Here is a 22746-nt window from a genome sequence, read left to right on the forward strand (position 1 = left end):
GCTCCTTCTGGCTGACGACGACTTCCCAACTAACCAGCTGCCGCCGTGGAGTACTCCGGCACCACCTCGACGGTCTTGGCGCCCTTTCGCACCAACTCGGTTTCCTTGAGGTGCAACAGCGCCGCCTTGGCCTGCCACCGGGGCCGGGCCATCTGGTCGTTGAGAGTGGGTACCGGTTCCGGCGATTCGCCCTTGGCGTACTGCGCTGCATTCGTACCGATGTTGCGGTAGGTCTCCAGCGTCAACAGGGGACACTGTGGGAACAGCTCCAGGCTGGACAGCCGGGGCAGATCACGCTGGTGGATCATCGACGTGCCGCGGGCCAGGATGCCGATACCGATCCCCGAACCCGAGAGCTTGGCGGCCGTGTGTGCCATCAATGCCAGGTCGGCGCTGCTCTGGAAGCGGATGATGCGCGCGTGCACTTCCTGTTCTTCGATGCCGGCCAGCATCTGCCGGATCACTTCAGCGTGAGGGAGATTGACGATCGTCTGGGTGAACAAACTCCCGAACGCGGGCGAGATTGCGATCACCACCTCGTCGGGACGCTTACCGCGCTGGGCAGGGCCCACCTCGTTGAATGTGACCGAACGCTGGGCTTCCATCGTGTTCACTGCCATGATCATTCCACCTCCAACTCGGGATTCGACGCGCTCGTGACGTGGCGCAACCGTTTCATCTCTTCCCAGCGCTCACCCGACGGGCGGTACCCGCTGTCGGGTCCTGCGTAGTCGTTGGCGTCGTTGACCGCCGAGCGTGGGACGAGCTCCCGCGTGAGGATCGCTGAAGTCTGCAACAGATCACCTGAAACACGTTGGCGCAGAACCGACAGCAGATTCTCGGCAACATCGGCGAACCCGGTGGCCTCCAGTGCCTTCACCAGGTCCAGACCCGTGACATTGCGATCCATGACCTGCTGGGCACCCTTGAGGTCTTCGAGGACGTCGCGCGGGATCAGCTCGTTGCTGCCGTTGGCGTACACCGCAGCGTCCACCTCGGCGTCGGTAATCGGCGGCAGGTCGAGATAGCGAAACACCGCTTGCAGTGCCTTCCCGGCACGACTGCGGACGGCCAGGATGTCGGACTCCTTGACGTGCCGCAACCCTCCGTCGATCTGCAGATCACGCTGGATGGTGTTGTAGTCGTCGTAGTCGTCGCTCTCCAGATTCGAACCCGCAAACATGTTGTCGTAGTTCGGCATCGAAGAGAATCCCGAGCACACCAGGTCGGTTCCGGGCATCATCTGCGGCATCAGGCGGGCGGTCCGGCGCATCGGGGAATGCGAGAAGGACTGGTCGTTGCCCGACGCACATTCGAGGTCCACGGCGGAGGCCACCAGATTCTCGGCGGCAACCGCACGGATACCTGCCGGCACTGCACCGGGCACGCCGATACACGAGATCGAACCGTTCTGCAGGCCTTGTACACCGGCACCCTTGGCGATCAAGATGCAGCGAATCTCCAAGTACAGCATGGACTTACCCTGGGCGTTACCCATCTGCACCTCGGAACCCGTGCCGGAGGTGAAGCGCATCTTGATACCGCGCGAGGCGTAGGCCGCAGCCAGGAACGCCTTGGACCACGGGGTGTCATCACCGTCGACGAACACCGGCTCTGTGCCGTACACCGAGATGGTCTCGGCATAACCGGTGATGCCGCGCATCCCGAGATCCAGCTCGGTGGCTTCCTCCAGTGCGCACTGGGTCAGCGGACCACCGGTACCGACCTGGCTCCCGATCTGCTGGGCCATGGCCACCAGCGGAGCGTAACGGACCACACCGAGGGTGGTTTCGACCTCCGAGAAGCCCCGAATCGAGGCCTCGGCGGCGTCACACGCCACCTGCAGCGGATTGTCCCTGGCGCTGGTGCAGTGCCCCTGGTTGGCCGGAGTGCGGCGCGCCCGCATCTTCTGCATCGCCATCATGATCTCGACGATGTTGAGTGTCTTGCACACCGCCAGCAGCTTGGCCGGTGTCAGACCCTTGGTGATGGCAATGACTTCCTGGCGGGTTACGCTGGGGTCCACCATCATTCGGGCGATCTCCTGGGCGGAGAGCGCCATCGACTGCTCGGTGGTCGCCACATCCAAGGCCTTGTCCGCGATGAACTGGTCGATGAAATCGAAGTTCTCGCGAGCTACGCCGTCCATCTCGACGATGAGGCCGTTCTCCACCTTGACCGAGGGCTCGGGGTCGAACGGGCTGTCCATCGCCACCATGCCCACTTCGGGCCACTCCTCGACGAACCCGTCGAGATTGACCGGACGGGCTTCCAGGATCAGGGTTCGAGCGGAATGACGGATTCCGTCGCTCTTCTCAATTGCTTCTGCGCTCATTGTTGTTCTCCTACTCACCCTCGGAAAGAATATCGCGCCGCTCATAGACGTCGGCGGCTTCGCGAACCAGATCAGCCAGGAGAGATGCGCTGTATTGCGTCTCGAGTTCCTCGGCTATTGCTTCGAGTTCCGCTTTTGTCGAGGCATTCGGTCGCAATGCGTTGTAGATCTCCAGAACGCGTTCGTCGCTAATCGCAGTCATTTCCGCTGCGCGCCGGAGATTGGCCCCGAGCTGAGTCCTGCCGACTTTCTCGGAAACCTGCGCCTGCATACGCAGAGTTTCCGGTGTTATGCGTAGATCCGCAGCACGAATATCACCCGATACAACCGCGTCGAGGGTGATGTCGTCAATCGATCTTCCGGTGGGAGTGAATAACAAATCTCGACGGTTCACACTCAGTGGATAGTCCACTGCGGGATCGAGGACGGGTTGCGTCATTACACTGCTCCAAGAGGTGTGGGGTGACCTGAGTCACCCGTCGTCACAGTTGCGGGCACGGTCGTTACACGCGTCACAATTGTGTCCCCGGTCACGTTGCACCAACGTTGCATAGGTATCCACCTACCCATCTGGGCAGGTCAGGCACTGAACGTTCGGGCCGATGAATGCATATTCGCGAAACACAACGCCTGTTCTCGGATGTCTGTCGAGACCGCCCGGACGCTGTTGCGGTGGCCGGGGGCCGCCCCCTCGGCCGCTCCGGGGCAGCCGTCGCCACCAGGAGGTGTCCCTCGGGTCATCGTGTCTTCGCTCTTGCATTTCCTACTCACGCGGTTAATCTTCGAACACCATGGAAATCACCGGAAGGCTCCCCGTTTCCCCGCCGGGAACGCAGCGCGACGCAGCAGAATTACTGCGAAGAACCGCCTCCCTCGGGGATTATTTTTCTCTCTCCGAAGTGGCGGGGAACGGATGGCGGAGCTGGGACGCGCTGCTAGACCCGGATACGTTGCTCAACATGGCGAGTAGAACGCGGAAAGCGGTGGCCGCTTCGGCCGGTTGCCCGGAAGAGCGCATTCCCCTCAGAATGGCGGCATCGTCGTTCCACATTGGTGTCGCGGCGCGGCTGCTGTCTCCGCTCATCGGCGCTGCGGTCCGCGAATTCGCCGTTCCTGTGCTCAAAGCCGAATCCCTTTTGTGGCGCTCCACGGAGCATCATTGCCCGCAATTCGGTGTACAGGGCTTGGGCTGCACCGAGGCAAAGGAGGTGGACACCGCAGCTGCCGCCATGTCCGCGTCGGTCATCGACGAGGTTCTGGCGCCCATGGGCCGTGCCATACGAGACGCGACAGGACTCTCCGAAAAGGTGACCCGAGGCAACGTGATCTCTTCTGCCAACGGTTCGGTGACCGTACTGGCGATGCGTCATCCCGAATACGAGCAGCGTGGTCGAGCGGTGATCACAGCCCTGCTTGAGAGCGAATACCTGCACGGCACAGGATATTTCAATAACAGTCAGTTCCACAGGCGCAGCTGTTGCCTCTTCTACACCGGACCGCACGCCGGGCTGTGCGGCGACTGCGTCCTGACGGCTTCGTGAAAGCCGCCATCGTGAGCATCCAGTGGCTTCGAACACGATGCAACGTTCTTGCAGCGCTTTCGCCGCTATCATTCGCCCGCTGACCTGAAGGACGGAGTCGACCATGGGTTGGTCTCGAACACAACACTCTTTTGCGGGCCAGGATCTCAACAGCCCTACACCCTCAACGCCGCATCGTGACTCCTACGCCGAAGCGCCTTTTCACAGCGCGATCACGGTTCGAACCGTTTTCGCAGTGAATGACGACCTGCTGCGGCATGGCCTCATTCACGTGGCGTCTCAAGCCATGGGAGTCCAGGTGGTGGCCGAGTCACGGCTGGGACCCGGCCTCTTCGACGATCTGCAGGACCTGCAGTTCGACCTCCTCGTGTTGGGGGTGGACAGTGAGTATCCCCTTGCGCAAGTCCTCGGACAATGGCCTGCAGATGCCAAGGTGATAGCCGTCATCGACGACACCGACGCAACACGACAGGCGGTCGGACTGCTACGCGCCGGCGTTGACGGATTGATTCACCGGAGATCGCCGTCCCACGAACTACTCAACACGATCCAGCGCGTGATCGAGGGGAAACCAACCCTGGACTCCTTGAGTTCGGAATCGGTGATTGCCGAACTGCGTTGTGCAGAACACGAGCCCGTGATCGATCAGACCAGTATGCTGACGCGTCGAGAGCAAGAGGTGCTGGCTCTGCTGACAGAGGGTCTGGACAACAGGACCATAGCCAAACGGCTCTTCATCGCCGAGGCAACAGTGAAGTTCCATCTACACAACATCATGGAGAAGTTCGGCGTGCACAAACGCGCGGCCCTGGTGTCGGCCGCACTGCGTGGCCGCCGATCCGGAAGTCGCAGCGGTACAGTCGGATACCTTTTCCCCGCATCGGTTCGGTGATAGGCGGGCGCATCTGAGTGCCACCTACAGAGAACCTGCGCGCCGGGTGATGCGGAAATCTCGACCGCGGCACAGCACGGCCCCAAACGAAGGTGAGAATGCATGACCCTGAACTCCCGCCGCCGGGACAGCTCTGTTCGCGGTTCGATCACAGTGAACCTGCCCATGGCAGGACGAACAGCGTTGGTAGCCGGAACCACCGGGTCGGCAATGGCCACGACGAGCGAGTTGGTGGGCGCCGGCGCACGGGTGACCGTGGTGGCCATGGCACCCACTCCGTTCCTCTCGGACCTGGCCGATCGAGGTCTGATCACCCTGCACGAACGCGGTGTCACGCGCAGTGATGTTCAGTCGGCAGTAATCGTGTTTGCATACACCGGCTTTCGAAGCTGCGACGACGAAATTCGTCGCGAAGCAGCCGAACTCGGAGTCTTCTGCATCAGCGGCGAGGCCACAGAGCCTGCCCCTCTTTCGTACTCGACCTTGGAAGCTCGAGCGACGGTGGGTCGTGTCATTCTCGTCGGCGGGGGTCCCGGAAGCCCCGGCCTGCTGACCGTGGCGGGTCGCGACGCAATAGCCGAGGCCGACGTCATTGTGGTTGACCGGCTGGCGCCAGTGAGCGTGATCAACGCATACGCCCCACGTGCCACCTTGGTGGATGCCTCCAAGATCCCTGGAGGCCGCCGCATGGAACAAAGCGAGATCAACGCCGTGATGATCCGGCACGCGCTGGAGGGCAAGACCGTCGTACGCCTGAAGGGCGGTGACGGTTTCGTTTTCGGCCGGGGCGGCGAAGAGCTCGATGAGTGTGTCCGGGCAGGGATCCCCGTCGATGTGATACCCGGCGTCAGCTCCTCGATCGCGGCACCCGCCTCAGCGATGATCCCGGTGACCCACCGCGGTCTCACCCAGGGCTTCACCGTGGTGTCAGGTCACGTCGCGCCTGACAGCCCGGAGTCCACCATCAACTACGGGGCGTTGGCACGCACCAACACCACCATCGTCTTGATGATGGCCATGGCCAACCTGGATGCCATCGCGCAGGCGCTCATCGATGGTGGCATGGACACCGGTACGCCGGCCGCAGTGATCGCCGACGGCAGTATGCCCAGCCAACGTGAGGTCCGTGCCACTCTGAGTACCATTGCCGCGGCGGCCCGCTCCGCAGAGATCGGGCCGCCTGCCACCGCCGTGATCGGAGCGGTGGCGGGTTTCATCCCCGGACTGGCCAGCTTGGGCCGGACAGAGCTGAACACCACCGCATAGGCGCCGGGCGCTGTAGCCCCCTCTCAGGGGGCTACGCGGGCGTCGACGGTGATGGGAACCGCCGATAGTGCCCGACCCACCGGGCATTTCGCCGACGCCTCGCGAGCGGTCGCAATGAAGTCCGCCTCGCTGCCTGGCACGTCATGACCTACGACCGCCAGTTCGATGGCAATGATGCCGAAATCGACATCGGGGCCACCCTGTGTCACCACGACTTCCACATGAAGATGCGGCGCCTTGTCCGGCGCAGAATCCAGCAGAGCAGCCAGTTGCATGGCGTAACAGGACGCATAGGCCGCGGCCAGGAGCTCCTCCGGTGAGGTCACCGTGGCTGCAACAGATGCGCGGGTGGCCAGCGAGTACTCGAAGGAGCCTTGTCCAGAGGACGTCAGCTCGACGGTGCCACTTCCTTCGACCAGAGATCCGTGCCAGTCGACCGTCGATGTGCGCGAGCTCATCATTGTCTCGTTTCTGTTGTGGTGGGCTGCCTTTCGCCCCCGGGACGCCACAGGACATCGCCTGCGGGATTCTCGTGGCGAGCCAGGATGAACAACAGATCCGAGAGCCTGTTCAGATAGCGCAGGGCACTGTCGTTGACGGGGGCGGTCTCAGCCAGGAGCCAGGCGCTGCGTTCGGCCCGCCGCGCCACAGTCCGAGCATGGTGTAGGTGCGCTGCCGCTGCCGTCCCGCCCGGCAGAATGAAACTGCTGAGCTTCGGCAGGTCTGCGTTGAACGTGTCGCACCAGGCTTCCAGCCGCGAGACCTGTTCATCGGTGACCCTCAGCGGCTCGTACTCCGGGGCTTCCACCACCGGTGTACAGAGATCGGCGCCGACGTCGAAAAGGTCGTTCTGGACGATGGCGAGCACCTCCGCGACCGCCGCGCTCATGCCGTCGGCCACCAAGGCCAGTCCGATCACGGCGTTGGTCTCGTCGCAATCAGCGTAGGCTCCCACCCGCACATCGGATTTGGCCACCCGCGACATGTCTCCCAGCGCGGTGGTGCCCTTGTCCCCGGTGCGGGTGTAGATCCTGGTCAGATGAACGGCCATGCGTAGTCCCCTCTTCCGCTCCACGTCTTGGCGGCCAGAGCGGACACCCGCTCAGGATGAATGATCCTGCGGCCTGTGTGTCGGTGCCCGGCCAGAGCACGCACACCGATAGCTGCGAGAAAGAGCGCACCGAACAGCGTCTGCACGGTCATCAGGCCACTGCCGGCAGGATGAGTGCCAGACCTGAGGCCAGGGCAGCACCGATCAACGGCGCGACCACCGGCACCCAGGAGTAGCCCCAATCTGGTCCGGCTTTTCCTTTGATCGGCAACAGCCAGTACGCGATGCGCGGTCCGAGGTCACGAGCTGGGTTGATGGCGTAGCCGGTCGGCCCGCCCAGGGCGAAGCCGATGGTGATGACGACAAACGCCACTGCGGCGAACCCGAGAGTGCTGTTGGCTGCCGGGGTGGTGAAGATCCAGATGATCAGCACGAAGGTGGCGATGATCTCGGTAGCCATGTTCCACGGGGTGCCCTTGATCGCGGGCGAGGTGCAGAAGATTCCGCGGGTGCCGGAGTTGTCGTCCATCTCGTCGAACTGGAGTTTGAATGCCATCCAGCACAGGGTGGCGCCTACTATGCCGCCCAGGAGCTGCGCAGCCCAGTAGACGGGAACGGTCGACCAGGGCACACCCCCCTGGATCGCCACCGCGAATGTCACCGCAGGGTTGATGTGTCCACCGGCCGGGGCGGCGACGCTGGCGCCGGCGAAAACACCGAAGCCCCAACCCAGGACGATGATCAACCAGTCACCACCACCGCCGTGCGAATAGGAGTTCTTCAGCACCACTGCCGCCACAGAACCGTTTCCGAGGAGACACAGCACCGCAGTGCCCAGGAACTCCCAAATGAAGATGTCGATGTTCGACACTGGCGCAACCTCTCTCAAGGGTCCATTCAAATCCAGTCGCCGGTCCGGTAGTTCAGCCGAACGCGCCGCATTAGTGTGGTCTCAGTGGACGTCCGCGAGCGGCTTTCTTCGCGTCTTCAGCCCAGTTACTCACCCATACCGCAAGAGATCCTCACCAACCGGAGAGGTTTCGGATAGGCCTGTGGCAGTTTCTCGCCACGACCCAGAGCAGTTGACAACCTTGGGTGGACTCCGCCCGTATCATCGTTGCCGGCCGAGGCCATGACTGCACAGCGTCAAACTTCTTGCAGCAAACTTGATTCGAAAGGCACATCAATGAGTGCGATCACTCTGCCCGTAGCGACTGCCGTGATCCAGGCCGCCTCCGAGAAGGCGAAGGAGATCGGACAGCCGATGAACATTGCCGTCGTCGACGCCGGAGGTCATCTGGTCGCATTCGTGCGGATGGACGGTGCGATCAAGGCCAGTATCGACATCTCCATCCGCAAAGCGCGGACCTCGATCCTGATGAACCTGCCTACCAGTGCACTGATGCCGTTGGTGCAGCCTGGCGCCGAACTCTACGGGCTCGAGCACACCTCCGGTGGCATGGTGATCTTCGGCGGTGGCCTCCTGCTGGAGGTCGACGGCGAGGTGATCGGAGCCATCGGTGTCAGCGCCGGCAGCGTGGAGCAGGACATCTCGGTGGCAGAAGCCGGCGTCGCCGCGCTCTGAGCTGCTGATGCCGCTGTCCATCTCCAGATGGACAGCGGCACAGCCTCAGCGCAGAACAGGCAGGATAGTGCGCAGCACAGCGGCACTGGTGGCTGCCGCGCTGTCGACGAACATCGGGAAATCAAACGACGAGTCCCGGCCGGCCAGATCTGACAGTGCCCGAATCACCAGCCACGGAACGCCGAATGCGGAACATACCTGAGCTACCGCGCCGCCTTCCATCTCCACCGCCTTGGCGGTGAAACGCCGGAACAGATCCGTGCGCGTGTCCTCGCAGTGAATGTACTGATCACCAGTCAAGATCGTGCCGAATGCAATGTGCGGTGGTCCCCCGCGTCCGCCCGCAGCTGTCGGGACCGCCGGCATGTCAGCTGCGCGGACACGCTCACGGACCCGCGCCAGCAGCGCTGGATCCACCACGTAGCCGAGTTCATCGGTGGGGTTTATGAACGACACGTGACCGGGCTGATAGTTCACCAGCTCGGTGTCCTCGATGCGACCACAGTCATGCTGAATGACCTTGTCTGCGATGACGATATCGCCGATAGCCAGATCCGGATCCAGCCCACCAGCAACCCCGGACAACACGATGTCGGTACAACCGAAACCGTGGATCAACAGCGCCGTGACCGCAGCAGCGTTGACCTTGCCCATACCCGCTCCGACCAACACCACCCGGTACCCGTCCAGCAGACCGCGATGGAAAACCATCGGTCCCGCGACGGTGCTGATGGCGTCCTGCAGGATGTCGCGCAGGTGCGCCAGTTCTTCGGGAATGGCGCAGATGACCCCGATGGCTTTTGTGCCCTCGTCGACGTCACCACCAACCCTCGCCTGTGACGGCAGTGGCCGGAACTGATCCGTCACTGAACGTCTACCCAGTCCAGGGTGCGCGAGACTGCTTTCTGCCAACCAGCGTAACCCTGTTCCCGCTGCTCATCGCTCCACGACGTCGACCAGCGACGGTCCTCGCGCCAGTTGTCCCGCAGGTCATCGGGATTGCGCCAGAACCCCACCGCCAACCCTGCGGCGTAGGCGGCTCCGAGAGCGGTGGTCTCGGCTACTACCGGCTTGACCACGTCCACTCCCAGAACATCGGATTGGATCTGCATACACAGGCTGTTGCCGGTGATGCCGCCGTCGACCTTCAGCACCTCCAGATGCACACCGGAATCGGCTTCCATGGCATCCACCACATCCCGGCTCTGGTAACAGATCGCCTCCAGTGCTGCACGGGCGACGTGCGCATTGGTGTTGTAACGCGAAAGCCCGACGATGGCACCGCGAGCATCCGAACGCCAGTAGGGTGCAAACAGACCGGAGAAGGCAGGCACGAAGTAAACTCCGCCGTTGTCGTCGACCTGTCGAGCCAGCGATTCACTCTGTGCCGCACCGCTGATGATCCCGAGTTGGTCGCGCAGCCACTGGATGGCCGAACCTGTGACGGCGATAGAGCCTTCCAGTGCGTACACCGGCTTGGCGGAATCAAACTGGTAGCACACGGTGGTGAGCAATCCGTTGTTGGATCGCACGATCTTCTCACCGGTGTTCAACAGCAGGAAATTGCCGGTGCCATAGGTGTTTTTGGCCTCCCCCGGTGCCAGGCAGACCTGGCCCACCATGGCGGCCTGCTGGTCACCGAGAATGCCGGTGACTGGCACTTCACCGCCCAACGGGCCATTGTCCAATGTCACCCCGTACGGCTGTGACGACGACGAAGGCACGATTTTGGGTAGCATCTGGCGCGGAATACCGAAGAAGGACAACAGCTCGTCGTCCCAGTCCAAGGTCTCCAGGTTCATCAACATGGTGCGGCTTGCATTCGTCACATCCGTGACGTGCACGCCGCCACGCGGTCCGCCGGTGAGATTCCAGACCACCCAGCTGTCGCTGGTGCCGAAGATGGCCTCACCGCGCTCGGCAGCCTCGCGGACGCCGTCGACATTCTCCAGGATCCACTGCACCTTGCCGCCAGAAAAGTAGGTGGCGGGCGGAAGGCCGGCCTTCTGCCTGATGACGTCGCCGCGTCCATCTCGATCCAGCGCCGAAGCGATGCGGTCGGTGCGGGTGTCCTGCCAGACGATGGCGTTGTAGTAGTGCCTGCCGGTACGCTTGTTCCAAACCATCGCTGTCTCACGCTGATTGGTGATACCGACCGCGGCAAGGTCCGTGGGTTGGAGCTTCGTCTTGTTGAGCACCGAGGCCAGCACCGAAGCGGTGCGTTCCCAGATCTCCACTGGATTGTGTTCCACCCAGCCGGCCTGCGGCAGAATCTGCTCGTGTTCGAGCTGATGCCGTCCAACCTCGGCGCCGCTGTGGTCGAAGACCATGGCTCGAGTGCTTGTAGTGCCTTGATCAACGGATATGACGAACTCAGCCATGATCTTCCTTTGTCCTGTTCCCCGCCTCGTCGCTGGGAATCGTGTGTGACAACAAGGAGCGAACCGCTTCGCCGCGAGGAAATTTCAGGCAACGCGCGAGCCGGCATCGGGCTCGGTCCACACCATTTCAGCAGATTACCCTTGCGGTGCCAGCCTGCGCGGCCGTTCCGACACCACAGAAGCCGGTGATCGATTCAGTTCTTGACCCACGCCCACTGGGTCACCGCCCGAGCCGGCGTCCACCCCACAAACGTCCCCACCGGCGCGGCGCGTTCGATGTGAATCCTGGTGAGTTCGCCGCCGTGTCGCAGGTAGGCGGCACCCAACAGCATCTCGGTTTCCAGCGTGACACCGTGAATCACCAGGCGACCGCCGGAACTCAACCTGCTCATGCATTCGTCCAGGACCCCCGGTCGAGTGGCGCCACCCCCGACGAAGATGGCGTCCGGCTCTTCGAGGTCGGCCAATACGTTTGGAGCTGAGCCGTTCACGACGCGTAGTGTGGGAACCCCCAGCGAGTGTGCGTTACCGACGATGCGCCGGGCACGGTCGGCGTCGGCTTCCACCGCGATCGTGCGGCAGCTCGGGTGGGCTCGCATCCACTCGATACCGACCGAACCCGCTCCCGCGCCGACGTCCCAGAGCAACTGGCCGGGCACCGGAGCCAGACGCGCCAAGGCCGCCGCGCGCAGATCTCGTTTGGTGAGCTGACCGTCGTTGTCGAACAGTTCGTCGGGAAGCCCTGTGGCCCAGCCACTCCGGAGTGGTCCAGCGATCTCGAGCGCAACAATGTTCAGTCGCGGCACCGCACCGACGAACTGCTGTGCCGTGGTCTCGATGCGGGATTCGGCTGTACCGCCCAGATCCGACAGGATCACCATCCGGCTGTTGCCGTAGCCCAGACGTTGCAGTAGGTCGGCGAGTTCCCCTGGAGTGTGCTCGTCAGAAGACAAGACCAGTAGGTGCATACCGGGAGCGCACTCGCGCAGTACCGCGCTCACATCGCGGCCCACGACGCTGATCACCGACACCGATTCCGCTGACCAGCCAAGACGTGCCCGGGCCAACGCCACCGAAGAGACGTGCGGTACCACCGTCACCCGATCCGTCCCGAGCTTGTTGATCAATGTGGTCGCGATACCACTGACCAGTGGATCACCCGAGGCCAATACCACGACCCGGCCGGACAGATTTTCCAGCAGGGCGGTCAACCCGGCCAGTAGCGGTCGCGGCAAGGTCAACCGTTGCTGACCATCTACCTCGGGCAACAGACCGAGGTGTCGAGGCGCACCGACAACGGTATCGGCACCGATGAGCAAAGACCGGGCGTTGTCACCGAGCCCGGCCCATCCGTCGGCACCAATACCAACCACAGTGAGACGCACGTCAGCGATCGGCACGGGCGCGATGCTAGCGTGAGTACCGCGAGGTGCCCCGTGTGCCCCCGCGTCGGAAACGGCGCGGACGGCTTTCGGGGAGAATCTGGGAAGCCCGGTGAGAGTCCGGCACAGGCCCGCTGCGGTTATCCGCGCCCGTCCTGGTTCAGGATCGGGACGCGGTGAGTCCGAAGACCGGCCTCGCATGAGCCCACAACAAGTGGCCGAAACGTGAGCGGAGTGCCTCATGCTGCAGCTTTATCCGTTTTCCGCCGTACTGGGCGCCGACCCCGACGCCCAAGGCGGGCTCGACGACATGGCCCTGGCATTGCTGCTGACCACAGTGTCTCCGGCCATCGGCGGAGTTCTGGTGCGCGGGCAGAAAGGCACCGCCAAATCGACATTGGTCCGTGCGCTCGTCGAGGTGCTCCCGCCCATCGAGGTCTACTCAGGCGACCGCTTCTCCTGCGAACCTGCCGACCCCGATGCGACATCTCCCGACGGCCCGTTCGACCCCGGACACCTGATCGAGACCCGACCGGTACGTCTGGTCGAGCTGCCGGTGGGTGCCACCGAAGACCGGGTGGCCGGATCCATCCACCTCGAGCGCGCACTGTCCGACGGCGCCATCGATTTCGAGCCGGGGCTGCTGGCTGCCGCCCACCGCGGCATCCTCTATGTCGACGAGGTGAACCTGCTGCACGACCACCTGGTCGATCTGCTCCTCGATGCTGCGGCCATGGGGCGGTTGTCGGTGGAGCGCGACGGTGTATCCGTAACTCACGCAGCTAGATTCGTGCTCGTCGGCACCATGAACCCCGAAGAGGGCGAACTTCGGCCGCAGCTGTTGGACCGCTTCGGTCTCACCGTCGAGGTCGCCGCCCCACGTGATCCCGTCCTGCGCGCCGAGGTGGTGCGACGCCGGCTGGCATTCGACACCGACTCCCAGGGGTTCCGGGCCCGCTACGCCGAGGCCCAGCAGCGGTTGAAGTTGCGCATCCAGCGCGCCCAGGATGTGGTGGCCCGCGTGCAGCTCTCCGACGAGATGCTGCTGAAGGTTACCGAAGTATGCGCTGCGTTCGAGGTCGACGGGCTGCGCGCCGATATCGTCACCGCCCGCACCGCCGCTGCCCACGCGGCCTGGCAGGGCCGCGAACACATCACCATCGAGGACATCAGGGTGGCCGCGCGCCTGGCCCTGCCGCACCGACGGCGGCGCAACCCGTTCGACGCACCCGGACTCGACAAGCAGGCCCTCGACGACGTGCTGCCTCCGGAAACCTCCGACACCGACCCGGACCCGGACCCGGACGGACCCGACGATGACGGCGGCGGCGAGAACCCGCCCGAGGACGTCTCCCCGCCCGGTGGCAACACTGGCACCACACCGTCATCGGGCATCCCCGCCCCGGTCGGCGCGGGCGAGCCCTACCGGGCCAAGCTGTTCACCGTCGACGGTGTCGGCGAGGGGCAGTCCGGTCGACGCAGCCGGGCCCGCACCGCCGCCGGGCGCCGGGTCGGTGCCACCCGGGTCGACGGTGACGGCCACGGCATCCATCTGGTCGAGACCGTTCGCGCCGCCGCACCGCACCAGATCGCCCGTGGCCGTACCGCGGGGCGGCTCCAGCTGCAGAGTCAGGATCTGCGCCGCGCCGTGCGGGAGGGTCGAGAATCAAACCTGGTGTTGTTCGTGGTGGACATGTCCGGCTCCATGGCGGCCCGTGAACGGATGCGCCACGTCAAGACCGCGATACTGTCGTTGCTGTTGGACGCCTACCGGCGCCGAGACCGGGTGGGCCTGGTGACCTTTCGTGACGCCGGCGCCGAGGTGGCGCTGCCGGTCACCGGATCGGTGGACATCGCCGCGCGACGGCTGGAGGATCTGCCCGCCGGTGGGCGCACCCCCCTGGCCGAAGGACTGTTGCAGGCCGCCGACGTGGTGCGCCGCGAGCGGCTGCGTGATCCCAGCCGGCGTCCGCTGCTGGTGGTGGTCACCGACGGCCGCGCCACTGCCGGACCCGACCCGGTGGGCCGGTCCCGCCAAGCCGCGCAGATGCTGGCCGCCCAGGGTGTCAGCGCCATCGTCGTCGACTGCGAAACCGGCCGTATGCGTATGGGATTGGCGCGCACGCTGGCCGAGCACATGGCCGCCGAGTACGTCGCGCTGACCGAGCTCAACGCGCAGGTGCTGACCGACATCGTGCAGGGAGCGGCCTGATGCCTCAGGGACAACCGCTGACGGTGCCCGACGACCGGTTGACCACACGCCAGCGCCGCAACCGGCCGCTGCTCATGGTGCATACCGGCGACGGCAAGGGAAAGTCCACCGCCGCTTTCGGATTGGCGATTCGGGGCTGGAACCAGGGTTTCCGTATCGGGGTGTTCCAGTTCGTGAAATCGGCAAAGTGGCGTATCGGCGAGCAGACCGTGCTCGAACGCCTCGGCACCCTGCATGAACAGACCGGCGAGGGCGGGCCGGTCGAATGGCACAAGATGGGCTCGGGCTGGTCCTGGACGCGTAAACCGGGCACCGAGGAAGATCACGCCGTGGCCGCCGCCGAGGGCTGGGCGGAGATCAAGAGCAGGCTGGCCGCCGAAACCCACGAGCTCTATGTTCTCGACGAGTTCACCTATCCGATCAACTGGGGCTGGGTGGACATCGACGACGTGGTGCAGACTCTGGCCAATCGTCCCGGCCGCCAGCACGTCGTCATCACCGGTCGCCGGGCTGATCCGAAACTGATCGAGATCGCCGACCTGGTAACCGAGATGGGCAAGGTCAAACACCCGATGGACCTGGGCCAGAAGGGTCAGCGCGGTATCGAATGGTGACTCATCGTCTGCCGCGCTTCGTCGTCGCGGCGCCCGCGTCCGGACACGGCAAAACCACCGTCGCCACCGGTCTGATGGCGGCCCTGTCCGCGCGTGGGCTGGTGGTCAGCGGTCACAAGGTCGGCCCGGACTACATCGACCCCGGCTATCACGCCATGGCCACCGGCAGGCCCGGCCGCAACCTCGACCCGTTCATGGTGGGCGAGAACCGGATCGCGCCACTACTGGTCCACGGAGCTTCCGGCGCCGACGTGGCCGTGATCGAGGGCGTGATGGGACTGTTCGACGGTCGCCTGGGCACCGACGGCGAATCGTCCACCGCACACGTGGCGGCGTTGACTTCGACGCCAGTGGTCCTCGTCGTCGACATCTCGCACGCGTCGCGCACCCACGCCGCCGTGGTCACCGGACTGGCGCACTTCGACCCGAGGGTGCAGATCGCCGGCGTGATACTGAACAAGGCGCGCACCGACCGGCACGCCGACGAGGTGCGTAATGCCCTGACAGACCGGGGCATTCCGGTGCTGGGTGTGCTACCCCGCGATGCCGGGGTCGAGATGCCGTCACGCCACCTCGGTCTGGTCCCGGCCGCCGAACGGGCCGAGTCGGCAACCACGCTGCAGCGGCTGCGCGAGGTGATCGAACAACACGTCGATCTCGAGGCCGTACTCGACATCGCTCGGCAGGCACCGGCGTTGAAGGCCACCGGCTGGAACCCCGCTGCCGAGGTGGTGGCCCGCACAGACAACCGGCCGGTGATAGCGCTGGCCGGCGGGCGGGCGTTCACCTTCCGTTATGCCGAGACCGAGGAGTTGTTGACCGCCGCCGGCTGTGCGGTGGTCGAGTTCGACCCGTTGAGTGATGCGACGCTGCCGCCCGGCACGGCGGGCATCTACCTCGGCGGCGGTTTCCCCGAGGTGCACGTCGCAGACCTCGCGGCCAATGACGCGTTGATGGCCGAACTCCGCGACGCCATCGCGGCCGGGGTGCCCACCGTCGCCGAGTGCGCGGGACTGACGTATCTGTGCCGCACCCTGGAGGACGTTCCGGCAATCGGCGCGGTGGACGCGACCGCCGCGATGACACCGAAGTTGACGCTGGGTTACCGCATCGCGACGTCGGCCGGCGACTCGCTGCTGGGCAGAACAGGTGAGCAGATCACCGGGCACGAGTTCCACCGCACCCGGGTCACGCCCGAGGCAGCTCCTGAAACCGGCTGCTCCGCTTGGGTTCTCCCATCCGGGGCGGAAGGCTTTGCCGGACCGACCCTCCACGCGTCGTATCTGCACATTCACTGGGCGGGCCATCCGCAGTTGGCGCAGCGGTTCGCCGACGCCGCCCACGACTACGCGGCCGCCCCACCGCCGCGGGATTTGCGTCACCACGGCGACGCGGAGGTGGCTTCGGGCCTGCTCGACTTCGCCGTCAACGTCTACGCAGGTCCGCGGCCGACCTGGCTGGATGAGGCGCTGCACCACGCGGTCGACGCCGCCGGCGCCTATCCCGATGCGACGCAGGCCCGTTCGGTGTTGGGAGCGCGGCACCGCCGCCCGGTCGAGGAGGTGCTGCCGACCGCCGGTGCCGCCGAGGCGTTCTTCCTGATCGCCGGACTGCGCCCGTGGCGCCACCCAGTGATGGTGCACCCGCAGTTCACCGAACCTCACCTGGCACTGGAACAGGCCGGGCACACCGTCACCTCGGTGTTGTGCTCTGCCGATGACGATTTCGCCCTACACCCCGACATGGTGCCCGATAACGCCGATCTGGTGATCATCGGCAATCCCACCAATCCCACCGGCGTGCTGCACCCGGCGCAGACCCTTCGTGCGCTGCTGCGCCCGGGCCGGGTGCTGGTGGTGGACGAGGCGTTCATGGACGCTGTCCCCGGACAGCCGCACACGATGGCCGACGAGCGGACACCGGGGCTGCTGGTGACCCGCAGCCTCACCAAGCACTGGTCGATTCCCGGGATCCGGGCCGGATACCTGCTGGGTGACCCTGACCTGATCACCGAAGCGGCGCTGCGGCAGGTGCCGTGGTCGGTGTCGACGCCTGCGATCGCAGCCATGGTGGCGTGCTCGGACGACCGCGCCGCGCGGGAAGCCCAACGTCGTGCAGAACAGTTGTGGCACTGGCACACTCACCTTGTTGATGGACTGCAGCAACGGGGTGTCCGGGTGGTTCCCGGGGAGGCACCGTTTGTGCTGGCACAGGTGGGTCACGGTGTACACCCCGCTCTGCGTGCCACCGGTATGGCCGTACGGCGCGCCGACACCTTCCCCGGTCTGGACGCCGATTGGATCCGCATCGCCGTGCGGGATCAGCCCACCACCGATCGACTGCTGGCCGCCTTCGACCGGGTAGTCCAGCGGCCCCTGCCCATTTCCCAGGAGAATCCATGAGTCGCATCGCCCCGCCCTCGCCCGACGTCGCCATCGCCGCGCGAACCCGCCTGGCCAGCCTGGCCACCCCGCCCGGCGCACTTGGCCAACTCGGTGAGATCGCGGTGTGGGTGTGTGCCACCCAGAATGCCGTCCCGCCGCAACAGCTGGACAACGTACGCCTGGTGATCTTCGCCGGCGATCACGGCGTCGCCGCACACGGCGTGTCCGCCTTCCCGTCGTCGATCACCGCCGCAACCGTCCGCGCGGCCCTGATCCGGAAACTGGGCGTCAACTCCCTGGCCGCTGCACACGGGGTCGACGTGCGTGTGCTGGACCTCGGCGTCGACGACGATTTTGCCGACCTGCCTGCCGAGACTCGCAAGAGGCTGCAGGCCTACAAGATTCGGCGCTGTAGTGGTGCCATTCATCTCGAGGACGCGTTGACCGAGGAGCAGACGCGCGCCGCACTGGCGGCAGGCGCCGAGGTGGCCGCACAGGAGATCGCCGCCGGCGCGCAACTGCTGATCAGCGGCGATCTGGGTATCGGCAACACCACGCCCGCGGCCGCCATGGTGGCCGCCGGACTCGGGCTGCCGGCCGACGAGGTGGTGGGACGGGGCAGCGGTATCGACGATGCGGCATTGCAGCACAAGGCTCAGGTGATCCAGACCGCGCTGAATCGGGTCGGTGACCGTGCCGCCGACGCCGTCCAGACTTTGGCCGCACTCGGTAGCGCCGATCTGGCGGCGTCCACGGGATATCTTGCCGCAGCGGCACGTTCGGGTGTCCCCGTGCTGCTCGACGGGTTGATGGCGGTGGCGTGTGCATTGACCGCCGACCGGATGAACCCGGGTGCGGCGGCGTGGTTCGCCGCGGGGCACCGCTCGACCGAACCGGCCCAGAGCCTTGCGTTGGACAAACTCGGCTTGTCCCCGCTGTTGGATCTCGGTCTACGACTCGGAGAAGGCTCCGGTGCGGTGGCTGCGATACCGGTGTTGCGTGGCGCGGTGGCCGCGATGCGGGACACCGCGCTGCTGACGGATCTGATGCCGGGGTGAGCTCGGGTTGAGCGGCTCAGAGTTTCAGCACGCGGCCGGCAATGACCAGGTGCACGTCATCGCACACTGCGGCCACCCGCCGGTTCACGGTGCCGAGCAGGTCGCCGATCATCGCAGGGAAAGTCAGATGCCCAACCCAATGACGTGGCGGGCGGTGGGCCTGATCCTCGGCCACACCACCGACCGTCTGCTCGGTGACCCCCGCAGGGGTCATCCCGTGGCCGGATTCGGTCGTGTCGCTTCAGCACTGGAAAAGCGCATGTACGCCGACAGTAACGCCCGTGGCCTCGCATACGAGGTGTTGTTGATCGGCACCGCCACTGCGATGGCGGTCGCCGCGGAACGCTACGCTCGTCATCCCGCGGCACAGGTATTGGTGACCACGGTGACCACCTGGGCGGTGCTCGGCGGCCGCTCACTCGAACGTGAAGCGCTGGCGGTACACCGATTGCTCGAGGCCGGCGACCTCGACGGCGCCCGGCAGCAGTTGCGTAACCTGGTCGGCCGCGACACCTCCGCTCTGACTCCGGACGAAGTGGCCCGTGCGGTGGTCGAGTCGGTGGCCGAGAACACCAGCGACGCGGTGGTCACGTCCTACTTCTGGGGCGCGGTTGCCGGGGTGCCCGGGCTGGTTGCGCACCGGGCCGCCAACACCCTGGACGCGATGGTGGGCCATCACAACCAGCGCTACGAGCGGTTCGGTTGGGCCGCTGCCCGATTCGATGACTTACTCGGCTTCCCCGGTGCTCGCTGCGCCGGTCTGATCACGACCGTCCTGGCTCCGGATCCACGCGGAGCACTACGTGCGTGGCTCCGTGACGCCGACGGCCATCCCAGTCCGAACGCCGGGGTTGTCGAGGCCAGTTTCGCTGGGGCACTGGGGATCCGGCTCGGCGGCACCAACACCTACTACGGCAATCGCACTGAGCACCGCGCCCTGATGGGCGATGGGCGAGCTCCGGTGCCAAGCGACGTTCCGCGCACCACCCGGCTCGCCCGCCGGGTGGGCTGGGCTGCCGCAGTCACCGCCGCCCTCCTGCCCGCGACAGCGCGCATGTTGGTAGCGCGCCGGTCTGTGGGTTGACGGCAGCCACGTCACAGCGCCCGCACCCACGCAACGGCATCTTCCACGCTGGACACCGCGGCGACACCGGCCGGGATCTGCGGGCGAGCGACGATCACCACCGGCACGCCGAGTTCGTCGGCCGCCGCCATCTTGGGCCAGGTGTATTCACCGCCGGAGTCCTTGGTGACCAGCACGTCGGCCTGGTGTTCGCGCAGCAGGGCCAGCTCCCCCGGCAACGCGTACGGACCGCGGTCATTCCGCAGCCGCCACCGCTCGGGCAGCTCCACGTCCGGGTCGTCGACCACCCGCGCCAGTACCTCCAGATCCCGTAGTGCCGGGATGAACCGCGCGAGCTGCTGTCGTCCGATGGTCAGGACGGGCCGCCGCCCCAGAGCGGCGGTGCAGACAGCGGCCTGGTCATGCGAGTCCACCCAGTGCCAGGATGGTTTCGCACGATCGGACCAGCCCGGGCGCTGCAGCCGCAGCAGCGGACGCTGGGTGGCCGCACAGGCGGCGACGGCGTTCTGCGACATGGTGAGCGCAAAGGGGTGGGTGGCATCCACCACGGCGTCGTACTCGGCCAGGACGCTGCACAACCCATCCACCCCGCCGAATCCGCCGACGCGGACGGGGCCCACCGGCATCCGTGGCCGAGCCACGCGGCCGGCCAACGAACTCATCACGTCGATCCCGTCAGCCACCAGGTCGGCGGCCAGCGCCCGAGCTTCGGCGGTTCCGCCGAGCAGCAGCAGCCTCATCACGGCGCTCCCGGCGCAAGGAACGGAAGATCGCCGGGGGCGCCGTCCGCCACCAGCGCCAGGAGCGCGTCGACGTCGAGGTGCTGTTCGACCAACTGCCCCAACAGGTCGAGGCGGCGTTGCCGCGCAGCGGGGAAGCTCACCCCGGACGGCGCCAGTCCCAGCGTCTCGCGCAGAAACTCCGCGCGCAGCTCATCACCTTCCAGCGAGCCGTGCCACATGGTTCCGAACACGTGCCCGGCCCGTGCGCCGCCGAGGAAGTCATCGACGTCGTGGCCGCGGGTGATGCGCCCGTGGTGGATTTCGTAGCCCGACGCCGGCACACCGAGTCCGGTGCCGTGGGGCAGGCGCAGCACTTTCGCCGCGGCGAAAGTCGTCTCTATCTCCAACAGGCCCAGGCCGGGAACCTCGGCGGGTTGGCCCTCGATACCGTGCGGGTCGCGAATCATCCGACCGAGCATCTGGAAGCCCCCACAGATGCCCAGCAGCGGCTTGCCTGCCTCGACGTGGGCGGTGATGGCGTGATCCAGACCCCGGGACCGCAACCACGCCAGGTCGGCGATGGTGGCGCGAGTTCCCGGCAGCACCACCAGGTCCGCATCGCCGAGCGACCTGGGATCCGAGACGAACACGACGTCCAGATCGGGTTCCAGACCGAGTGCGTCGACGTCGGTGAAGTTGCTGACCCGGGGCAGCCGGATCACGGCCACTCGGCGGGCGCCGTCGCCCGGGGACCGGCGGCCTTCGAGATCCAGTGCGTCCTCGGAATCGAGCCAGAGGTCGGGATGCCAGGGCAAGGTGCCGTATACGCGGCGACCGGTCACCCGTTCCAGATCACGCAGGCCGGGCGCCAGCAGGTCGAGATCGCCGCGGAACTTGTTCACGATGAAACCGGTCACCAGCGCCTGGTCCTCGGGTGAGAGCAGCGCAACCGAACCGAGGAACGCGGCAAACACCCCACCGCGGTCGATGTCGCCCACCACCACGGTGGGCAACCCGGCGTGGCGGGCCAATCCCATGTTGACGTAATCGCCTGCGCGCAAGTTGATCTCGGCGGGACTGCCGGCGCCTTCGGCTACCACCACGTCGAACCTCGCGGCCAGGTCGTCGAACGCTTGGTGTGCGGCGGTGGCCAGGGCACGCCGGCCGTCGAGCCAGTCCGACGACGACACCTCGCCCCAGGGTTGCCCCATCAGCACCACATGGCTGCGACGGTCGCTGCCGGGTTTGAGCAGCACCGGGTTCATCGCCGCCTCGGGCTCGGCGCCGGCTGCCAGGGCCTGAACCCATTGCGCCCGGCCTATTTCCACGCCTTGCCCGCAGACCATCGAGTTGTTCGACATGTTCTGCGCCTTGTACGGAGCAACTTTGACACCGCGGTGGGCCAGCGCCCGGCACAGCCCGGTGGTGACCACACTCTTGCCCGCGTCGCTGGTGGTGCCGGCCACCAAGATCCCCGGCATCAGTTCTTCCTCAGCAGGAACAGATCCATCACCCAGCCGGCGTCGGCTTTCGCCGCCTCCCGTGCCGCGACCATCGCGGGGTACACCTCGCCGAGGCGTCCGCTGATCAGCCGTTCACCGGGAGCGCCGAGATTGGCGCCCCACCAGAACATCCAGTCCTGCAGACCGGACAGGTCGAGCCGTTCGGGTGGCGGATTGAGCATCGCGACGATGTTGTCCTGGCCGGACGCCACCGCCTCCTGCAGCCGTCTGCCGGTGGTGATGTGCACCGGACGACCCACCTCGTGCAACACGATCCGGTGCCGGGCCGCCAACAGCTGTGGAGCACTGATTCCCGGCAGCACCTCGATGTCCACCGGAACCCCGAGTTCACGCACCAACTCGGCGATCCGAATCGTCGAGTCGTACAGCGACGGATCACCCCAGACCAGGAACGCCGCCGTTCCTCCGCGCTCACGCAGGATCTCGGCATACCGCTGCGCCCGTGCGGTGTGCCAATCCGCCACGGCGCCTTCATAACCAGTGGTGCTCAGCTCCGCGGAGCGGTCTCGTTCGGGATCGCGAACCGCGACCACGGGTGCGCCGCCGTACGCCGCGAGGATTTCGCGCCGCAGCGCCAGCAGGCCGTCTCGGTCGTTCCCTGAGCCGTCGCTCTTGTCGGCGGCCAGCACGTAGTCGACCGATTGCAGCGCCGCGGCGACCTCGGCCGTGATGTGCTGGGGTCCCATTCCGACCCCGAGAATCCGTAGGGTGATCAT

Annotated in this window: 22 protein-coding genes, 1 pseudogene and 1 riboswitch; of the genes and pseudogenes, 9 read left to right on the plus strand and 14 right to left on the minus strand. The window is 65.7% G+C overall.

Annotated features, from left to right (window positions below; genetic code table 11):
• Positions 1-29 precede the first annotated feature (29 nt).
• From BVC93_RS02650 to BVC93_RS02660, 3 genes are read right to left on the minus strand one after another with little or no spacing between them, the layout of a single operon-like run.
• Positions 30-620, minus strand: coding sequence for a propanediol/glycerol family dehydratase medium subunit (locus BVC93_RS02650; RefSeq protein ID WP_269466572.1), 591 nt, complete (start codon positions 618-620; stop codon positions 30-32).
• Positions 621-622: 2 nt separating this feature from the next.
• Positions 623-2335: a propanediol/glycerol family dehydratase large subunit gene (locus tag BVC93_RS02655; RefSeq protein ID WP_083735823.1), complete on the minus strand. Its 1713-nt coding sequence runs from the start codon at positions 2333-2335 to the stop codon at positions 623-625.
• A 10-nt stretch (positions 2336-2345) separates the two neighbouring features.
• Positions 2346-2774, minus strand: a complete 429-nt coding sequence (locus tag BVC93_RS02660; RefSeq protein WP_083735824.1) for a diol dehydratase small subunit — start codon at positions 2772-2774, stop codon at positions 2346-2348.
• A 352-nt stretch (positions 2775-3126) separates the two neighbouring features.
• Between BVC93_RS02660 and BVC93_RS02665 the strand changes: the two genes are divergently transcribed.
• From BVC93_RS02665 to cobA, 3 genes are all read left to right on the plus strand, one after another.
• Positions 3127-3876 (plus strand): (2Fe-2S)-binding protein, encoded by a 750-nt coding sequence (locus BVC93_RS02665; protein WP_083735825.1) that lies wholly within the window; start codon positions 3127-3129, stop codon positions 3874-3876.
• A gap of 235 nt (positions 3877-4111) precedes the next feature.
• A complete protein-coding gene (locus tag BVC93_RS02670) occupies positions 4112-4768 on the plus strand; it encodes a LuxR C-terminal-related transcriptional regulator (RefSeq protein WP_192860168.1) in 657 nt (218 codons plus the stop codon).
• 102 nt (positions 4769-4870) lie between these two features.
• The gene (cobA, locus tag BVC93_RS02675; protein WP_197687526.1) at positions 4871-6034 is read left to right on the plus strand and encodes a uroporphyrinogen-III C-methyltransferase; all 1164 of its coding nucleotides are present in this window, start codon (positions 4871-4873) and stop codon (positions 6032-6034) included.
• Between the two features lie 23 nt (positions 6035-6057).
• Here cobA and BVC93_RS02680 read toward each other — a convergent pair whose 3' ends face one another.
• The 4 genes from BVC93_RS02680 to BVC93_RS02690 are packed head-to-tail and all read right to left on the minus strand — an operon-like array spanning position 6058 to position 7956.
• A complete protein-coding gene (locus BVC93_RS02680) occupies positions 6058-6492 on the minus strand; it encodes an OsmC family peroxiredoxin (protein WP_192860169.1) in 435 nt (144 codons plus the stop codon).
• Positions 6492-7085, minus strand: a complete 594-nt coding sequence (locus BVC93_RS02685) for a cob(I)yrinic acid a,c-diamide adenosyltransferase (protein WP_083735830.1) — start codon at positions 7083-7085, stop codon at positions 6492-6494. Before BVC93_RS02685 ends, BVC93_RS02680 begins: the two co-directional genes overlap by 1 nt.
• Positions 7070-7237 carry a hypothetical protein gene (locus tag BVC93_RS32930; protein WP_157516748.1) on the minus strand — a complete coding sequence of 56 codons (168 nt, stop codon included), beginning with the start codon at positions 7235-7237 and terminating at the stop codon, positions 7070-7072. Before BVC93_RS32930 ends, BVC93_RS02685 begins: the two co-directional genes overlap by 16 nt.
• Positions 7237-7956: an MIP/aquaporin family protein gene (locus tag BVC93_RS02690; RefSeq protein WP_083735831.1), complete on the minus strand. Its 720-nt coding sequence runs from the start codon at positions 7954-7956 to the stop codon at positions 7237-7239. The genes BVC93_RS32930 and BVC93_RS02690 overlap by 1 nt, the downstream gene beginning before the upstream one ends.
• A 315-nt stretch (positions 7957-8271) precedes the next feature.
• On the opposite strand from BVC93_RS02690, the gene BVC93_RS02695 reads away from it, so the two are divergent.
• Positions 8272-8670 (plus strand): GlcG/HbpS family heme-binding protein, encoded by a 399-nt coding sequence (locus BVC93_RS02695; protein ID WP_083735832.1) that lies wholly within the window; start codon positions 8272-8274, stop codon positions 8668-8670.
• 45 nt (positions 8671-8715) lie between these two features.
• Here the strand turns inward: BVC93_RS02695 and BVC93_RS02700 are convergent, their stop codons facing one another.
• From BVC93_RS02700 to cbiE, 3 genes are all read right to left on the minus strand, one after another.
• On the minus strand, positions 8716-9465 hold the full coding sequence (locus tag BVC93_RS02700; RefSeq protein ID WP_083740742.1) for a 5'-methylthioadenosine/adenosylhomocysteine nucleosidase: 750 nt from the start codon (positions 9463-9465) through the stop codon (positions 8716-8718).
• Between the two features lie 68 nt (positions 9466-9533).
• Positions 9534-11051, minus strand: coding sequence for a glycerol kinase GlpK (gene glpK / locus BVC93_RS02705; RefSeq protein WP_083735834.1), 1518 nt, complete (start codon positions 11049-11051; stop codon positions 9534-9536).
• A gap of 194 nt (positions 11052-11245) precedes the next feature.
• Positions 11246-12451 carry a precorrin-6y C5,15-methyltransferase (decarboxylating) subunit CbiE gene (gene cbiE, locus BVC93_RS02710; RefSeq protein ID WP_083735835.1) on the minus strand — a complete coding sequence of 402 codons (1206 nt, stop codon included), beginning with the start codon at positions 12449-12451 and terminating at the stop codon, positions 11246-11248.
• Positions 12452-12471: 20 nt separating this feature from the next.
• Positions 12472-12636, plus strand: a riboswitch (cobalamin riboswitch).
• Between the two features lie 38 nt (positions 12637-12674).
• Here cbiE and BVC93_RS02715 point away from each other — a divergent pair.
• From BVC93_RS02715 to cobT, 4 genes are read left to right on the plus strand one after another with little or no spacing between them, the layout of a single operon-like run.
• The gene (locus BVC93_RS02715) at positions 12675-14645 is read left to right on the plus strand and encodes a VWA domain-containing protein (protein WP_083735836.1); all 1971 of its coding nucleotides are present in this window, start codon (positions 12675-12677) and stop codon (positions 14643-14645) included.
• On the plus strand, positions 14645-15259 hold the full coding sequence (gene cobO, locus BVC93_RS02720) for a cob(I)yrinic acid a,c-diamide adenosyltransferase (RefSeq protein WP_083735837.1): 615 nt from the start codon (positions 14645-14647) through the stop codon (positions 15257-15259). Before BVC93_RS02715 ends, cobO begins: the two co-directional genes overlap by 1 nt.
• On the plus strand, positions 15253-17661 hold the full coding sequence (locus tag BVC93_RS02725; RefSeq protein WP_083735838.1) for a cobyrinate a,c-diamide synthase: 2409 nt from the start codon (positions 15253-15255) through the stop codon (positions 17659-17661). Before cobO ends, BVC93_RS02725 begins: the two co-directional genes overlap by 7 nt.
• A complete protein-coding gene (gene cobT, locus BVC93_RS02730) occupies positions 17658-18701 on the plus strand; it encodes a nicotinate-nucleotide--dimethylbenzimidazole phosphoribosyltransferase (protein WP_083735839.1) in 1044 nt (347 codons plus the stop codon). The genes BVC93_RS02725 and cobT overlap by 4 nt, the downstream gene beginning before the upstream one ends.
• A gap of 16 nt (positions 18702-18717) precedes the next feature.
• On the opposite strand, the pseudogene BVC93_RS02735 reads toward cobT, so the two are convergent.
• Positions 18718-18804, minus strand: a pseudogene (locus BVC93_RS02735) (bifunctional adenosylcobinamide kinase/adenosylcobinamide-phosphate guanylyltransferase); the annotation flags it as partial.
• A gap of 24 nt (positions 18805-18828) precedes the next feature.
• Here BVC93_RS02735 and BVC93_RS02740 point away from each other — a divergent pair.
• Positions 18829-19785, plus strand: a complete 957-nt coding sequence (locus BVC93_RS02740; RefSeq protein ID WP_236950217.1) for a cobalamin biosynthesis protein — start codon at positions 18829-18831, stop codon at positions 19783-19785.
• Between the two features lie 11 nt (positions 19786-19796).
• Here BVC93_RS02740 and BVC93_RS02745 read toward each other — a convergent pair whose 3' ends face one another.
• The 3 genes from BVC93_RS02745 to cobF are packed head-to-tail and all read right to left on the minus strand — an operon-like array spanning position 19797 to position 22746.
• On the minus strand, positions 19797-20525 hold the full coding sequence (locus BVC93_RS02745) for a cobalt-precorrin-6A reductase (protein ID WP_083735841.1): 729 nt from the start codon (positions 20523-20525) through the stop codon (positions 19797-19799).
• Positions 20525-21988, minus strand: a complete 1464-nt coding sequence (locus tag BVC93_RS02750; protein WP_083735842.1) for a cobyric acid synthase — start codon at positions 21986-21988, stop codon at positions 20525-20527. Before BVC93_RS02750 ends, BVC93_RS02745 begins: the two co-directional genes overlap by 1 nt.
• Positions 21988-22746, minus strand: coding sequence for a precorrin-6A synthase (deacetylating) (gene cobF, locus BVC93_RS02755; RefSeq protein WP_083735843.1), 759 nt, complete (start codon positions 22744-22746; stop codon positions 21988-21990). The genes BVC93_RS02750 and cobF overlap by 1 nt, the downstream gene beginning before the upstream one ends.

The organism is Mycobacterium sp. MS1601 (genome assembly GCF_001984215.1).
Taxonomy (GTDB): domain Bacteria; phylum Actinomycetota; class Actinomycetes; order Mycobacteriales; family Mycobacteriaceae; genus Mycobacterium.

What these genes read in the sequence shown, in the direction of transcription:
- BVC93_RS02650 (WP_269466572.1), bottom strand. Translation starts at nt 620, where the DNA reads ATGGCAGTGAACACGATGGAAGCCCAGCGTTCGGTCACATTCAACGAG.
- BVC93_RS02655 (WP_083735823.1), bottom strand. Translation starts at nt 2,335, where the DNA reads ATGAGCGCAGAAGCAATTGAGAAGAGCGACGGAATCCGTCATTCCGCT.
- BVC93_RS02660 (WP_083735824.1), bottom strand. Translation starts at nt 2,774, where the DNA reads ATGACGCAACCCGTCCTCGATCCCGCAGTGGACTATCCACTGAGTGTG.
- BVC93_RS02665 (WP_083735825.1), top strand. Translation starts at nt 3,127, where the DNA reads ATGGAAATCACCGGAAGGCTCCCCGTTTCCCCGCCGGGAACGCAGCGC.
- cobA (WP_197687526.1), top strand. Translation starts at nt 4,871, where the DNA reads ATGACCCTGAACTCCCGCCGCCGGGACAGCTCTGTTCGCGGTTCGATC.
- BVC93_RS02680 (WP_192860169.1), bottom strand. Translation starts at nt 6,492, where the DNA reads ATGAGCTCGCGCACATCGACGGTCGACTGGCACGGATCTCTGGTCGAA.
- BVC93_RS02685 (WP_083735830.1), bottom strand. Translation starts at nt 7,085, where the DNA reads ATGGCCGTTCATCTGACCAGGATCTACACCCGCACCGGGGACAAGGGC.
- BVC93_RS32930 (WP_157516748.1), bottom strand. Translation starts at nt 7,237, where the DNA reads ATGACCGTGCAGACGCTGTTCGGTGCGCTCTTTCTCGCAGCTATCGGT.
- BVC93_RS02695 (WP_083735832.1), top strand. Translation starts at nt 8,272, where the DNA reads ATGAGTGCGATCACTCTGCCCGTAGCGACTGCCGTGATCCAGGCCGCC.
- glpK (WP_083735834.1), bottom strand. Translation starts at nt 11,051, where the DNA reads ATGGCTGAGTTCGTCATATCCGTTGATCAAGGCACTACAAGCACTCGA.
- BVC93_RS02715 (WP_083735836.1), top strand. Translation starts at nt 12,675, where the DNA reads ATGCTGCAGCTTTATCCGTTTTCCGCCGTACTGGGCGCCGACCCCGAC.
- cobO (WP_083735837.1), top strand. Translation starts at nt 14,645, where the DNA reads ATGCCTCAGGGACAACCGCTGACGGTGCCCGACGACCGGTTGACCACA.
- BVC93_RS02725 (WP_083735838.1), top strand. Translation starts at nt 15,253, where the DNA reads ATGGTGACTCATCGTCTGCCGCGCTTCGTCGTCGCGGCGCCCGCGTCC.
- cobT (WP_083735839.1), top strand. Translation starts at nt 17,658, where the DNA reads ATGAGTCGCATCGCCCCGCCCTCGCCCGACGTCGCCATCGCCGCGCGA.
- BVC93_RS02740 (WP_236950217.1), top strand. Translation starts at nt 18,829, where the DNA reads ATGCCCAACCCAATGACGTGGCGGGCGGTGGGCCTGATCCTCGGCCAC.
- BVC93_RS02745 (WP_083735841.1), bottom strand. Translation starts at nt 20,525, where the DNA reads ATGAGGCTGCTGCTGCTCGGCGGAACCGCCGAAGCTCGGGCGCTGGCC.
- BVC93_RS02750 (WP_083735842.1), bottom strand. Translation starts at nt 21,988, where the DNA reads ATGCCGGGGATCTTGGTGGCCGGCACCACCAGCGACGCGGGCAAGAGT.
- cobF (WP_083735843.1), bottom strand. Translation starts at nt 22,746, where the DNA reads ATGATCACCCTACGGATTCTCGGGGTCGGAATGGGACCCCAGCACATC.